This is a genomic window from Marininema halotolerans (assembly GCF_900116235.1).
Classification (GTDB): domain Bacteria; phylum Bacillota; class Bacilli; order Thermoactinomycetales; family DSM-45169; genus Marininema; species Marininema halotolerans.
This window is the reverse complement of sequence record NZ_FPAA01000006.1, coordinates 110,145-123,968: the sequence shown is the minus strand read 5'-3', so window position 1 is coordinate 123,968 and position 13,824 is coordinate 110,145. Positions and strand designations below refer to the sequence as shown.

The 13,824-nt window shown below is 46.1% G+C and carries 14 protein-coding genes; all 14 read right to left on the bottom strand.

All coding sequences use genetic code 11. The features are described 5' to 3' along the window. Positions 1-112 precede the first annotated feature (112 nt). Entirely contained in the window at positions 113-1,861 is a 1,749-nt protein-coding gene (gene pyk, locus CHX35_RS09445) for a pyruvate kinase (protein WP_091836907.1), read from the bottom strand. 17 nt (positions 1,862-1,878) lie between these two features. Then, complete coding sequence (gene pfkA, locus CHX35_RS09440) at positions 1,879-2,838, bottom strand: 6-phosphofructokinase (protein WP_091836905.1); 960 nt, start codon at positions 2,836-2,838, stop codon at positions 1,879-1,881. Between the two features lie 126 nt (positions 2,839-2,964). Further along, entirely contained in the window at positions 2,965-3,927 is a 963-nt protein-coding gene (locus CHX35_RS09435) for an acetyl-CoA carboxylase carboxyltransferase subunit alpha (RefSeq protein WP_091836903.1), read from the bottom strand. Beyond that, positions 3,920-4,783, bottom strand: coding sequence for an acetyl-CoA carboxylase, carboxyltransferase subunit beta (gene accD / locus CHX35_RS09430; protein ID WP_091836901.1), 864 nt, complete (start codon positions 4,781-4,783; stop codon positions 3,920-3,922). Before accD ends, CHX35_RS09435 begins: the two co-directional genes overlap by 8 nt. A 251-nt stretch (positions 4,784-5,034) precedes the next feature. Further along, positions 5,035-5,718 (bottom strand): FadR/GntR family transcriptional regulator, encoded by a 684-nt coding sequence (locus tag CHX35_RS09425; protein WP_245838722.1) that lies wholly within the window; start codon positions 5,716-5,718, stop codon positions 5,035-5,037. Between the two features lie 23 nt (positions 5,719-5,741). Then, positions 5,742-6,947, bottom strand: a complete 1,206-nt coding sequence (gene ystJ / locus CHX35_RS09420) for an NADP-dependent malic enzyme (RefSeq protein WP_091837082.1) — start codon at positions 6,945-6,947, stop codon at positions 5,742-5,744. Positions 6,948-7,198: 251 nt separating this feature from the next. Continuing rightward, complete coding sequence (locus CHX35_RS17540; protein WP_176392003.1) at positions 7,199-7,336, bottom strand: hypothetical protein; 138 nt, start codon at positions 7,334-7,336, stop codon at positions 7,199-7,201. Between the two features lie 132 nt (positions 7,337-7,468). Then, positions 7,469-8,038, bottom strand: coding sequence for an NAD(P)-dependent oxidoreductase (locus CHX35_RS09415; RefSeq protein ID WP_176392002.1), 570 nt, complete (start codon positions 8,036-8,038; stop codon positions 7,469-7,471). Positions 8,039-8,202: 164 nt separating this feature from the next. Next, entirely contained in the window at positions 8,203-8,973 is a 771-nt protein-coding gene (cobA, locus tag CHX35_RS09410) for a uroporphyrinogen-III C-methyltransferase (RefSeq protein WP_091836897.1), read from the bottom strand. Between the two features lie 33 nt (positions 8,974-9,006). Continuing rightward, positions 9,007-9,225, bottom strand: coding sequence for a DUF3906 family protein (locus CHX35_RS09405; RefSeq protein ID WP_091836896.1), 219 nt, complete (start codon positions 9,223-9,225; stop codon positions 9,007-9,009). An 11-nt stretch (positions 9,226-9,236) separates the two neighbouring features. Then, positions 9,237-10,868 carry a nitrite/sulfite reductase gene (locus CHX35_RS09400; protein ID WP_091836894.1) on the bottom strand — a complete coding sequence of 544 codons (1,632 nt, stop codon included), beginning with the start codon at positions 10,866-10,868 and terminating at the stop codon, positions 9,237-9,239. Positions 10,869-10,904: 36 nt separating this feature from the next. Next, on the bottom strand, positions 10,905-11,498 hold the full coding sequence (cysC, locus tag CHX35_RS09395; protein WP_091836892.1) for an adenylyl-sulfate kinase: 594 nt from the start codon (positions 11,496-11,498) through the stop codon (positions 10,905-10,907). 12 nt (positions 11,499-11,510) lie between these two features. Then, positions 11,511-12,659, bottom strand: coding sequence for a sulfate adenylyltransferase (sat, locus tag CHX35_RS09390; protein WP_176392013.1), 1,149 nt, complete (start codon positions 12,657-12,659; stop codon positions 11,511-11,513). A 72-nt stretch (positions 12,660-12,731) separates the two neighbouring features. Beyond that, positions 12,732-13,811 carry a sulfate permease gene (locus CHX35_RS09385; RefSeq protein WP_091836890.1) on the bottom strand — a complete coding sequence of 360 codons (1,080 nt, stop codon included), beginning with the start codon at positions 13,809-13,811 and terminating at the stop codon, positions 12,732-12,734. Positions 13,812-13,824 lie beyond the last annotated feature (13 nt).

Below are 13,824 nucleotides of genomic sequence, written 5' to 3'. Positions count from 1 at the left end.
ATGCGTTGGTGGATATTTCCCCGTTTGCGCGTTCTTTAATCTACCGTCGGCTTCCGTTAGGTGAATAAGTACTAAAAAAGCACTGGGGAAGCCCCAGTGCTTTTTTAGTACTTTACAAAACAGATCGTCCAGAATAAATATGACCCCGCTCACAATCCACCGTTACTTGCATTCCATCACCAAAAATCCTCGTCGCGTTTTGCACACCAACAACGACAGGAACCCCGATATTAATACCGACGACAGCTGTGTGACAGGTTAGCCCACCTTCTTCAACAATCACGGCAGCAGCCCTTTCAAAGGAATCCATCATATCACGGTCCGTCGCAGGAGTGATCAAAATCGCTCCGTCTTTCATTTTTCCACGAATTTCCTCAGGGGAGGTGCCCACAACCACTTTACCCGTCAGCACTTTGCGGCCAATCCCTTGACCTTTGGCAAGAATATCACCAATCATATGCACTTTCATCAGGTTGGTTGTACCTGACTGTCCTACTGGCACTCCCCCAGTAATGACGACAGAGTCGCCATGGTTCACATATCCTGCTCCCAATGAAGAACGGATTGCGGTTTGCAACATTTCATCCGTAGTGGTAACGGGTTCACTCCGGACGGGATGCACTCCCCATATAAGAGCTAACTTACGCATTACATCGTCATGAACAGTCACCGCAATAATCGAAGCCTGGGGGCGATATTTGGAAACCAGTCGTGCAGTTCGACCGCTTTCCGTTGCAGTAATGATCGCAGAGGATTTCATGATCGAGGCCGTGTGAACAACTGCTTGGCTGATTGAATCAGGGATGCTAACTTCCTGTGCTTCCTTGCGATCACGGAAAAGATCTTGATACCTTAGTGAACTTTCTGCGCGGCAGGCAATCCGAGCCATCGTGTTAACGGCTTCAATCGGATATTTTCCGTTAGCCGTCTCACCCGAGAGCATAATCGCATCCGTACCATCAAAGATCGCATTGGCTACATCACTTGCCTCCGCTCTCGTCGGACGAGGATTACGCTGCATAGAATCAAGCATTTGTGTCGCTGTAATGACCGGTTTTCCTCGATCGTTACATTTTTCAATCAACCGCTTTTGATAAATCGGCACATCTTCGGCTGGCACCTCAACACCAAGATCTCCCCGAGCAACCATTAACCCATCGGATGCTTCTAAGATCGCATCAAGATTTTGGATTCCTTCCTTGTTCTCGATCTTGGAAATAATATGGATATCCGCATCATTTTCCTCTAATAATCGGCGGATCTCCATCACATCTGCCGCTTTACGTACAAATGAGGCCGCAATAAAATCAACACCCTCTTGAATACCAAAAAGAATATCCGCTACATCCTTTTCAGTAATTCCAGGAAGGTTAACGGAGACGCCTGGCACATTGACACCCTTACGACTTTTTAATGGGCCCCCATTATCGATGTGACAATGAATTTCGTTTCCTTCAACCTCTTCGACTGTCAACCCGATAAGACCATCATCGATAAGAATCGTCGAACCAGGATGAACATCGTTCACCAGTCCAGGATAAGAAATTGAAACTCGAGAAGCATCTCCCTCAACGGTCTCAGCAGTTAAGGTAAAACGTTGACCCGCTACCAATTGAATCTCATCGACCCCTAGCACACCCGTACGAATCTCAGGTCCCTTAGTATCCAGTAATATGGCTATATTTTTTCCAAGCTCTTTTCCAACTGCACGAATACGGTCCATCCGTTCTTTATGCTCCTCATGAGATCCATGAGAAAAATTAAGCCGTGCCACATTCATTCCGGCTTCCATTAAGCTCCGAAGAACCTCAGGATTCTCACTCGTCGGTCCAATCGTGCAGACGATTTTTGTTTTCCTCATTCAACTTCCATCCTTTCTTAAATCGCCAATATGCTAGCCAAGTCATAGATTGACATATCCGGTTGATGTTGCATGGCAAAAGCTGTATCAAAGGGAAGGCTGGTAATTTCATTGTTGCGAATCGCAACCATTTTATCTCGCTCCCCAGCCAACAACAAATCAACCGCCTCTGCTCCCATTCGACTTGCAAGCACGCGATCAAATGCCGTCGGAGAGCCACCACGCTGGATATGTCCCAACACGGTGACTCGATTCTCTTCGCCGGTCTTTTCTTTAATCATTTGACCGATTTCAATAGCACTTCCTACACCCTCCGCTACAATGATAATGCTATGTTTTTTATCCCGTCGATCGCCTCTTGCAAGGCGTTCCACTATGTCATCCAACTCATAGGGTGCCTCGGGAATAAGAATTGATTCCGCACCATCAGCTAGCCCGGCCCACAAAGCAATATCCCCCGCGTTACGCCCCATTACCTCAACAATATAGGTGCGTTCATGGGAAGAGGCTGTATCACGAATGCGATCAATGTTTTGAATAGCGGTATTCACCGCCGTATCAAAACCAATTGTAAAGTCTGTTCCTGGGATATCATTGTCAATCGTTCCTGGTACACCGATGGTTGGAAATCCAAGGGCTGTTAAGTGCTGTGCTCCACGAAAACTTCCATCGCCACCAATCACCACAAGCCCGCCAATTTCATGCTGTTGTAAATTCAAAACGGCTTTTTCACGCCCTTCTGGCGTTCGAAATTCTTCACAACGGGCTGAACGAAGAATTGTGCCCCCTCGATGAATGATATCTCCCACAGAACCTAAGTTCATCGAAAGGTAATCCCCTTGAATCAAACCCGTATATCCCCTTTGAACCCCAACAACATCTAATCCATGATGACGACCTTTACGAACAACTGCACGGATCGCCGCATTCATTCCTGGGGAATCCCCACCACTGGTCAACACTGCAATACGTTCCATCGATGCTTTCACCTCAATGATAGTTATACCCAGCTCAGCCTTTTTACCATCGCACGACGATACTCTCCCACAGGGACTTTTTATGTCCCTGTGGGACAAAAAGAGAAAACCGAGGGGTGATTTCCCTCAACCCACGGTTGTAAAAACCCCGATCTTTTCAAATTTGGTATGTCGATCGATCATTCGTTCCTCATCACTCATTGCCAACAACGGTGATAAGGATTGGCTAATCGCCTCTTTTATGGCAATTGACTGAGCTGTCACATCTTTATGTGCCCCACCCTTTGGCTCCTTTATGATTTCATCAACAACACCAAGGGAATAAAGATCTTGTGCTGTAATTTTTAGCGCTTCTGCAGCTTCCTGCGCTTTGGTCGCATCCCGCCACAAAATAGCGGCGGCACCTTCAGGAGAAATTACAGAGTAATAAGCGTTCTCTAACATAAGCAAGCGATTGCCTACACTAATGGCAAGTGCTCCCCCGCTCCCTCCTTCGCCTGTCACCACACAGATAATCGGGACACGAAACCCTGCCATCTCTCGTAGATTTCTAGCAATTGCTTCAGATTGCCCTCGCTCTTCTGCTTCAATTCCGGGATGTGCCCCTTGGGTATCAATAAAACAGATAATGGGGCGATTAAATTTATCTGCCTGTTGCATTAAGCGGAGCGCTTTCCGATACCCTTCAGGGTGCGGGAGGCCAAAATTGCGAGCAATTTTATCCTTTGTATCTTTCCCACGCTCATGACCAATTACGGTAACTGGAGAACCATTGAATTTCGCAATCCCTCCAACAATGGCAGGATCATCGCCATACAGACGATCTCCGTGTAATTCAACAAAGTCTGTGAAAATTTGCTGGATGTAGTCCAATGTGGTGGGACGTGCGACATGTCGTGCGATTTGTACTTTTTGCCAAGTCGACAAGTTACCATAGATTTGCTCTTCCAAACGGCGCGCTTTCTCCTCTAAAGTAGCAATCTCCTCTGACAGGTCAATCTCTTTTTCCTGGGTAAATTTCCGTAACTCTGCGATCTTGCCTCGCAATTCATTAAGTGGTTTTTCAAAGGTGAGCTGTCCATTATTCATGGCTCTCTCTTCCTCCTGCATGCAAGTCTAGAATCCGAGTCAACATTTCTCGCATCTCTCCCCGAGGGACTACCTGGTCTAATTGACCATGCTTAAGGAGAAATTCTGCCGTCTGAAAATCATCGGGTAGCTGTTGGCGGACGGTTTGCTCGATGACTCGTCTTCCAGCAAACCCAATCAAGGCCTCGGGTTCAGCGATGTTAATATCGCCAAGTGAAGAGAAACTAGCAGATACGCCTCCTGTAGTAGGATTCGTCAATACCGACACAAAAAGCACTTTCTCCCGGTGCATTCTCTCTAGGGCAGCACTGGTCTTCGCCATTTGCATCAGAGAAAGAACCCCTTCTTGCATCCGGGCTCCACCGGAAGCAGAGAACAAGATAAAAGGATATCTTTTTTTTGTGGCTCGAATCGCCGCACGTGCAATTTTTTCTCCCACTACCGACCCCATGCTTCCCATCCGAAAGCGAGAGTCCATCACGCCAATGACAGCAGGATAGCCCCCCATTGTTCCTTCCCCTGTCATTACCGCTTCATTTAATTTTGTTTTTTCGATATCCAATTTCACCTTATCCTCGTAATTAGGAAATTGAAGGGGGTCCATGGATATCAAATCCGCATCATATTCAAAAAAGCGTCCATCATCCACCAATGATTGAATTCGATCTGGAGCAGACATGGAGAAGTGATACTGACAACTCTTACATACTTTCAAGTTCTTCTCCAGTTCTTTGGTGATGAGGATGGTCCCACAACGGGGACATTTCTGCATAATCCCCTCCGGAATATCCTTTTTTGCATGTTCCGAAGGGATCGTGGCGTATTTCTTTTGTTTCCGGAATAAGTCCTTTAACACGAAAAACACCTCATCCGAGCGTATATTGTGGGAATTCCTAGTACAGAAATTAACAGCTCCTTATTTTCTGCACCTGTTTCATACCTTCATTAAATAACTACATCCTTGGTATTTGGCGTAATCCAATCCATACAGGAACTCCGCAACGAACATTTTGGAATGAGATACGCTCAGCTTCCACAGCCGTCCTCATTACACCGGAGTCATCATAGCATAGAACGATTTCACATCGCAATTGTAACCATACGGTTTCAAACAAGGGGAAAGCCTGCTTCAGTTAGGTGCTTTTCCACTGCAGTCGCTGCAGCATCCGCATTCCCATGGCGTAAATAGGTTACAATTTCCCGGTGCTGTTCAAGCGCTTTATAAACTCTTCCCTCACGCGTAAGTGCGGATTGTCGCATGGCCTGTCCATATTGCACCACTGGATACCAAACGCGCAATAACAAATGATTGTGTGACGCCTTTACCAATCGTCGATGAAAACGGAAATCTTCTTCAAATGGAATATCACCTTGAGAAATTTTTTTCGCCATCTCCAAGCAAATTCCTTCGAGGGCATCCCAATCCTCTATGGTCCCTCGAAGAGCTGCTTGGCGCGCTGCTCCCGTTTCAAGCAGGGTACGCATTTCCGAAAGGTGTTGTTTGGTCGGTTCATCCCGCAGGATATAAAAAGCTAACAGATCCACTAAACGATGAGATTCGTAAGGTTGAAGATAAGTTCCTTCCCCACGACGCGTCGTAATAATACCCAAAAGCTCAAGCGCTCGTAGAGCTTCCCGAACCGTAGAGCGACCCACTTGAAGGCGAGAGACTAACTCACGTTCAGATGGCAACTTCTCTCCCGGTGATAAATTATCCTCTTCAATTAAATCATGGATCCTTAAAACAATGGAATTAAATTTACTATCTGTTGAGATGGGATACCTGTCCACGTAACACCTCGATTTTCAGCTCCTCAACCATCACTACGTGTTAGTTGACGGGTTCTCTCAGCCACTTCACTTGGTTCTCGTTGAATGCGTGCCTGGTTCGTTTCCATCGCGGCCCTTGCAACTTCTGCTGCCACACGTGGCGCGACATTCTCATTAAAGGGAGCTGGAATCACATAGTTTGCAGAAAGTTCTTCCTCACTGATTAATTCAGCAATGGCATAGGCAGCCGCTACCTTCATTTCTTCATTAATACTACGTGCCCGCACATCCAACGCTCCGCGAAAGATTCCTGGAAAGGCAAGGACATTATTTACCTGATTTGGAAAGTCTGATCGTCCTGTGCCAACCACTGTCGCTCCAGCTTCATATGCGTCTTCTGGCATAATTTCAGGAACGGGGTTCGCCATCGCAAAGATGATCGGATCACGATTCATCGAACGAATCATGTCAGGGGTTACCGCACCCGCAACGGAGACCCCTATAAATACATCAGCGTCCTTCATCGCCTCAGAAAGGTCCCCTTGAATACCACTCTGGTTCGTAACCTTTGCGATATGTTCTTTGATACTATTCATCCCATCCGTGCGACCTTCATAGATAGCTCCTTTGCTATCACACATAATAATATCCTTCACACCAAGAGAGAGGAGCAACTTAATTATCGCAATTCCTGCAGCGCCCGCTCCATTGGCCACCACTCTAATCTCGTCCATTTTTTTATTAACGACCTTAAGGGCATTGATCAAACCTGCAAGGGTAACAATCGCAGTCCCATGTTGGTCATCATGAAAAATAGGAATATCTAGCTCACGTTTTAAACGCTCTTCGATTAAAAAGCATTTGGGTGCGGCAATATCTTCGAGATTCACACCACCAAAAGTAGGTGCTAAAAGCTTGACTGTCTCTACGATTTTGTCCACTTCATTGGTGTCTACACATAGGGGGAAGGCATCCACCCCAGCAAAAGCTTTGAAAAGAACCGCCTTTCCTTCCATCACTGGCATTGCGGCATGGGGGCCAATGTTGCCCAAGCCAAGTACCGCTGTTCCATCAGAGACGATGGCAACCAGGTTCCCCTTCATCGTATAGTCGTATACTTGGCCTTCATCCGCATGGATTTCCTTACACGGTTCTGCTACTCCCGGAGAATAGGCCAAGGATAGATCTTCTGCATTGTTTACCGTTACTTTGGACTTTACCGTTAGTTTACCCTGATTATCGCGGTGCATTTTCAACGCTTCTTCTCGTAAAGTGGACAAGCTATTCACTCCTTCAGCTCCATGACAGCAGTGGTCAGACCAGTTGCCACAGTGTAATTATACCAGATGAGAGTTCAATGGAAAACACACCCTAGCTTAATAGGGTATTTCCTTTAGTTGGTTGGCCACCGTCCAGCTACTTTCCCTGCTTTTTCGCTTTTCACACACTCGCTTCACTAATTTTAAATATTGAGACAATGATTCCTAATCTTCGCCCTTGTTCATTTGCTGATCAATGCGATTCCACACACTAATACCAAACCCGCAAAGGTTACTGCACAACAGGCCAAAGTTAAAAGAATCCACCGTTCTTTTTGCAACCGTTCCTTTTCTTGGTCCATCACGTTCTTGTTGTTCATCCGACTCCCCCCTTTAAAACCATACTACATCCTGACTCACCCTACTCCAATCGTTAACTTCCTTCTGTCCCTATCATAACGTAAATCATGTGGGGATTGCGTTTAGTGAGTCATTTTTCAATCGCTTTATCCTTATTCATTGTCGAAGATTGAGTCCACCATATTCTCTAAGCGTTTTAATCTTGCCTCTGGATCGTCTTCACTACTTTTTAATGCCATGCGTAATTGATACAACTGCTCCACCTTCTCACCAAAGGATTCGTCATACTGGCGTGCTAATTCATCCCTGATACGCCGCGCCAGAATCGGGCTCGCACCTCCAGTAGCAACACTTAGGGTGAAACGTCCCCTTTTCAAAGAAACAGGAACATGAAAGTTTCCTAAAGAAGGATCATCCACTACATTGACAAGGGCGTGGGGAGGTGCAGCTTGTGCAACTACCCGATTCGTCGCTGTATCATCAGTGGCTGCAACAATAATAAAAGCGTTCTCCAAATCAGAGGGTTCAAAGTATTTTCTTTTCCATTGCCATTTTCCTATCTGCACACCTTCCAATAATGACGGCACAAGATCCGGAGAAATAATGGTCACCTTTGCCCCTGCATCACAAAGAGTTCCTACACGTCTTGCCGCAATTCTCCCCCCTCCAATTACGACGGATATGCAACTACGAAGATCTACCATGAGTGGAATATGCGTCATCATCCCTCCCCCTTCCTTATTAATCTCAAACTACTTAATCAAGTTCTCTCTTTATTTTAGCCACGATTAGACTCTTTTCATCACAATAAAACAATCCAATCTAGTAAACAAATAGCGTTTGCTAGATTGGATCGGATCATGCGTAAGGGAAGGAGAGTTCCACCTCATTCCCCCACAGCCCCCTTCGATTCTGCGCTTATTTCAAACCAGTTTAGTTGATCCCTTAGCCCAACCACTTCTCCAATAAGAATCAAGGTAGGGTTTTTCACTTCCTTGCGACGTGCCTCTTCAACAACCGTAGCAAGGGTCGTCGTCACTGTGCGTTGCCCCTCGGTAGTTCCCCATTGTACAAGGGCAACCGGTGTAGTCGGGGACTTTCCATGCATTAATAACTGCTCTTGGATATAAGGGAGATTTTTCACTCCCATATAAATCGCTAGGGTATCGATTCCCTTGGCTAAGCTTGACCACTTAATATCTTCGTTTTCTCCTTCTTTACGATGACCCGTCACAAAGGCAAAGGTAGCCGCATGTTCGCGATGAGTGACGGGTATACCCGCATAGGCAGGCGCCGCAATCCCCGCAGTGATTCCTGGAACGACTTCAAAATTGAGGCCATGTTTGACGAGTGCCTGTGCCTCTTCACCCCCTCGCCCAAAAACAAAAGGGTCGCCTCCTTTTAAGCGGGTAACCACCTTTCCAGCGGCAGCATGCTTCACCAGAAACTTATTAATCGTTTCTTGTTTCATCGTATGATAATGGGGAAGTTTGCCACAATAGATGAGATCCGCCCCCGGACGAGCGTACTCTAACAGTTCCTGATTAATCAATCGATCATATAGGATCACATCCGCCTCTTGAATCGCTCGTAACCCTTTTAAGGTGATCAATTCGGGGTCTCCTGGACCCGCACCCACCAGATAGACTTTACCCATCACAGTATCCTCCCCATCATCTACTTTCCTTTGTTAATCAACAAAGGTCTCCTGTCCCTGTAAGACATACCCGCCGCCTTTTTGGATGCGCCGTTTTTCGTACAGTGACAATTCCTCTACTTCTGGCATGCGCAAGTAATGTTTCTCTAATTCAATATCCACATATTGAAAGGCTTCTTCATCACTTTGTGCAGCAATGATGATATGAATCACTTCGCCTTCAATCACTGCTTCAAAACGATAGAGTTGCATGAGCACCCTCCTTATGACACCTGAGGAACTACTTGCAACAAGATGCGGTCCAAGGCATCTTGCAATGGATCTTTTCCAACACGCTCAACAAAAGCGAAAAAGGTTTCTTCACTTTCTTTATGATCCTTAAAATACTGGAGTAATTCCCGTAATACATCCGGTAAATAATCCCCATCAATCTTTCCCTTTAGCTTTTCATTAAACTTGCCACCATCTTGGAGGGTTCCACCCACATAAATCTCAAAGGCTTCAACCATCCCATTTTTCTCTTTGGATTTCATTTTAATCCCCTGCAAACCAATATCGGCAATTTGTCGTTGACCACAAGAGTTCGGGCAACCCACCATATGCATCCGCACAGGCACATCCAAATTAATTTCTTGATCAAGGTAGTCAGCGATCCGACGCATACGTTCCTTGGTTTCTGTCAAAGCAAGGTTACAATACTCAATCCCTGTGCAAGAAACCGCATATCCAATAAATTTCGGTGGATTTGTACGAATACGATCAAAAATGCTTTCTTTGAGTAACCCTTCTACCTTTTCATCGGGCACATGGGGAATGAGTAGGTTTTGTGAGTTACAATTACGGAGTTCACCGTTTCCGTATTGACGAGAAATTCGAGCTAATTCCAGTACCTCATCCGCTGAGAGCCTTCCAACCGGTACATTTAATCCGACATAATTAAGGCCGGCCTGCTTCTGTGCGTGAACGCCATAAAAGTACCCCGCGTTCCAACCAACGAGCTGGCTTTCACCCCGTGTAGGTAAGGGACCTGTATAGGCTAAGAGTTTCTCCTTAAACACTTCCGGTCCCCAATCTGCCATCAAAAATTTCAAGCGCGCTCGGGTTCGCTTTTGTCGGTATCCATAATCTCGAAAGATTGTAGTCACTGCGATCGAGACATCCAATACTTCTTCCGGTCGTACGAATACATCCAGCTCTTCTGCTAAGAATGGACGTGCGGAGAGACCGCCTCCGACCTTGAGGTGAAAACCCGTTACGCGTTCGCCATCGATTTCTTTCATTGCAGGGACAAAAGCAATATCATTGATCTCTGCATGACCAGGGTTATGCACATTGGAGCTGATGGACATTTTAAACTTCCGTGGGAGGTTTGAAAAATCCTCATTATTTTGGAAAAACTGATAGACCTTTTCTACAATTGGACGCGTATCGAAGGTCTCATGAGGGTCAATTCCTGCCAACGGATTCCCCATAATGTTCCGGGTAATATCGCCACAAGCTCCCGTACTCGAGAGACCTACTTTCTCTAAACGATCAAAGATGTCTGGAATCTCTTCGATTCGTAACCAATGAAATTGCACCGCTTGTCTTGTAGTAATGTCAAAGACATCTCGTCCATAATCTCGAGCGATGTGAGCAAGAGTGACTGCCTGTTCATAAGTGAGAATACCTGAAGGCACATTCACCCGCATCATAAAGTAGCCATCTTCCTTGGGCTTTTGCAAATACAAACCCGCCCATTTAAACATGGCCCACCGCTCTTTTGGAATCGACTCAAATCCCCCCGCCGCATAGGTAGGAATGTCCTTTAAGATTTCCAGGCCATCATACTCCAGTTTCTCTTTTTCCGTCTCATTCAACTTCTCATCATGTTCCCATTTCTTCACGTAAGCCATTCATCTCTCTCCTTCCTAAATGAACATCCGCTTTGATTAGAGGAGCCCTCGCTCTTCCAAAAAATTAATCACTTTCATCACTGATTCTTCAATGGTTTCCCGATCCGTATCAATCACGAGTTCGGGTGTAAGTGGCTCTTCATAAGGTGAGCTGATCCCTGTAAACTCAGGAATCACCCCTTGACGTGCTTTTTCGTAAAGCCCTTTCGGATCCCGGCGTTCACACTCCTCTAAGGAGCAGCGAACATGGATTTCAATAAATTCTTCTTCGGTAAGTAATGCACGCACATTGTCCCGATCTTCTCGGAAAGGCGAGATAAAAGCTGTCAATGCAAACTGCCCACTATCGACAAATAGTTTGGCAACCTCTCCAATACGGCGGATGTTTTCAGTACGATCCGCTGCCGAAAACCCAAGTCCCTTATTGAGGCCATGTCGTATATTATCACCATCTAACACATAACTCCGCACATCACGATCCAATAATGCACGATCAACCGCATTGGCCAACGTGGATTTTCCTGAACCCGATAACCCCGTAAACCATAGAACAGCACTGCTATGATGATTTTTCTTCCGCCGTTCTTCTTTATTCACTGTAGCTTGATGCCAAACAATATTGGTACTCATCCAAGTGCCCCCTCAACTCGTAGTAACTGATGATTTACTAAATCCTTTAATCAAGACATCGGCTACTTCCCTACGGCTAAAGGTAGCAGGGGGGCGATCCCCATTTCGAAGCATTTCTCTCACCTTCGTTCCTGATAGGGCAACATGATGCTCTGAATTATGGGGACATGACTTTGGTGTCGCCATATTCCCGCATGCTTCACAGAAGAAGGCGTGTTCAAAGAACAACGGTTGTATGCCGAGTTCCCCTGGATCAAATTCGGAAAATATTTTTTGGGCATCGTAGGTGCCATAATAATTTCCTACACCGGCATGATCACGCCCCACAATAAAGTGGGTACACCCATAGTTTTTACGGACGAGCGCATGGAAGATGGCCTCTCGAGGCCCAGCATATCGCATGGCTGCTGGGAAAACTGCGAGGAATACCCGCTCCTTTGGGTAATATCGATCCAATAAGACCTCGTAGCTTTCCATTCTTACATCCGCTGGAATATCATCGGATTTGGTTTCCCCCACCAATGGATTAAGAAAAAGACCGTCTACCGTCTCTAACGCGGTTTTTTGAATATACTCATGGGCTCGATGAACAGGATTCCGTGTCTGAAACCCTACAATCGTTTTCCAACCACGATCAGCAAAGGCCTGGCGTGTTTCTACTGGATCCAGATGATAGGTAGCAAAGGATTTGTTAGGGCGCTTGATCAACACAACGTCTCCCCCAAGATACACCTCTCCGCGTTCAAAGAGCTTTTTCACGCCAGGGTGAGCCACATCGAGCGTGCGGTACACCTTCTCTGCTTCCAGGTTTTTATCAGGGACAAACTTCTCCTCCAATGTAAGAACGCCGTATACCATTCCCTCTTTCACCAGCTTCACTTGATCTCCTAATTGAAGCCGATCTGCCTGTTCACGTGTGACAGGAAGTGTAATGGGAATGCTCCATGGGTTCCCGTCTGTTAATCGCATATGTTCTACCACAGAAAGGTAATTATCACGATTGAGAAAGCCCGTTAATGGACTATACGCCCCGATCCCAATCAGTTCTAGATCACTAATGGCAATTGCATCGAGCTCAATTTCATGAGTAAGATTATTGACCGAGTAATTCGGTTCAAAACGCTGGATTAGTGTACCACCATGAGGAATACTTGTTATCAATTCCACTCCACTCCTCTTATTTTTCTGATAGATTTAGTCGGATTTTTATGTTTACTAGCATCCTATGACCGTTTAAATTCCGCCCCCATGCTCATGATAAGAACGTCGATCTTCTCGTACCGATCGCATCAGACTGATTGAACCTGCTGTTGCTAAAAATACACTGAGAAGAACTAGGATCGTATAGAGCTCTCCCTGGATAAATATTTTGACTAGGGCATAAGCGATAACAAGGGAAAATACAGGCGATACCAACCATACCTTCACCATCTGGGCGATCACGTTCTTTTGCTGTTTAGAAAAGCCTTGTTTCGCCGTACCAATTCCAATGATGGCTGAGGAGGTAATCTGGGTAAGCGGTACAGGAATCCCAAGCAGAGAAGCTCCAATGACTAGCCCTGCCCCTGTGCCCGAGACTGCACTCCCTTCCAATAAGGAGATGTTTGTAATGCGCTTCCCATTGGTCTCCAACACCCGTCGCCCTAGAAGAATCGCTCCCAAAGCAACAAAGATCCCTCCATAAAGGATTCCTGCGGAAGTTGAAAGAATTTTCGCACCGACAAGAGGGCCAACCGCGTTTGCCACATTGTTCATCCCTGCTGAAAAAGCCTCTAAAAATCCAGTAAAAACCAGTAACCAAGCGAGGGGCCTTCGTATACGAGGAGAAATCAGGAGAGGAAAACGTCCCTTTGCCGCCAAAATTCCCTTTCCTGCCAACCATGCGAGTAAAAAAGCAATCCCAGGAATGAGTACCCAAAATGATAAAATCATGCCCATTTTTGACCATGCAACGGCTTTATACGCAACTCCCGCCCCAACCACTGCCCCCACAGTCACTTCACTTGTCGATAGGGGAATTCCTAGCAAATTAGCGATAAATAACGATAGACAAGCTGATGTAAGAACAATTAAGGCAAGTTTAATTGTCATAATGGAACCCGGGACAATGCCAGAGCCAATGGTTTTTACGACTTCTCCACCACCGATGGCTGCACCAAGAAATACCCCCACTCCACTAATCAGCAAAGCAATGACTGGTCGCTTAATGGCACCCGCCCCATAGGCCACACCCATGGATGCCGCGGCACCACTCGCACCAATGTTCATAGCAAAAAAGAAAGCGACGATATAGCCGATATATATAATCGTCATCGTGTTTTAATCT

Excerpts from the sequence above, each read along its gene's own strand:
- pyk (WP_091836907.1), bottom strand. The coding sequence starts at position 1,861 with ATGAGGAAAACAAAAATCGTCTGCACGATTGGACCGACGAGTGAGAAT.
- CHX35_RS17540 (WP_176392003.1), bottom strand. The coding sequence starts at position 7,336 with ATGAACAACAAGAACGTGATGGACCAAGAAAAGGAACGGTTGCAAAAA.
- CHX35_RS09385 (WP_091836890.1), bottom strand. The coding sequence starts at position 13,811 with ATGACGATTATATATATCGGCTATATCGTCGCTTTCTTTTTTGCTATG.
- CHX35_RS09405 (WP_091836896.1), bottom strand. The coding sequence starts at position 9,225 with ATGCAACTCTATCGTTTTGAAGCAGTGATTGAAGGCGAAGTGATTCAT.
- CHX35_RS09400 (WP_091836894.1), bottom strand. The coding sequence starts at position 10,868 with ATGGCTTACGTGAAGAAATGGGAACATGATGAGAAGTTGAATGAGACG.
- ystJ (WP_091837082.1), bottom strand. The coding sequence starts at position 6,947 with ATGCACCGCGATAATCAGGGTAAACTAACGGTAAAGTCCAAAGTAACG.
- CHX35_RS09415 (WP_176392002.1), bottom strand. The coding sequence starts at position 8,038 with ATGACGCATATTCCACTCATGGTAGATCTTCGTAGTTGCATATCCGTC.
- pfkA (WP_091836905.1), bottom strand. The coding sequence starts at position 2,838 with ATGGAACGTATTGCAGTGTTGACCAGTGGTGGGGATTCCCCAGGAATG.
- cysC (WP_091836892.1), bottom strand. The coding sequence starts at position 11,498 with ATGAGTACCAATATTGTTTGGCATCAAGCTACAGTGAATAAAGAAGAA.
- cobA (WP_091836897.1), bottom strand. The coding sequence starts at position 8,973 with ATGGGTAAAGTCTATCTGGTGGGTGCGGGTCCAGGAGACCCCGAATTG.
- CHX35_RS09435 (WP_091836903.1), bottom strand. The coding sequence starts at position 3,927 with ATGAATAATGGACAGCTCACCTTTGAAAAACCACTTAATGAATTGCGA.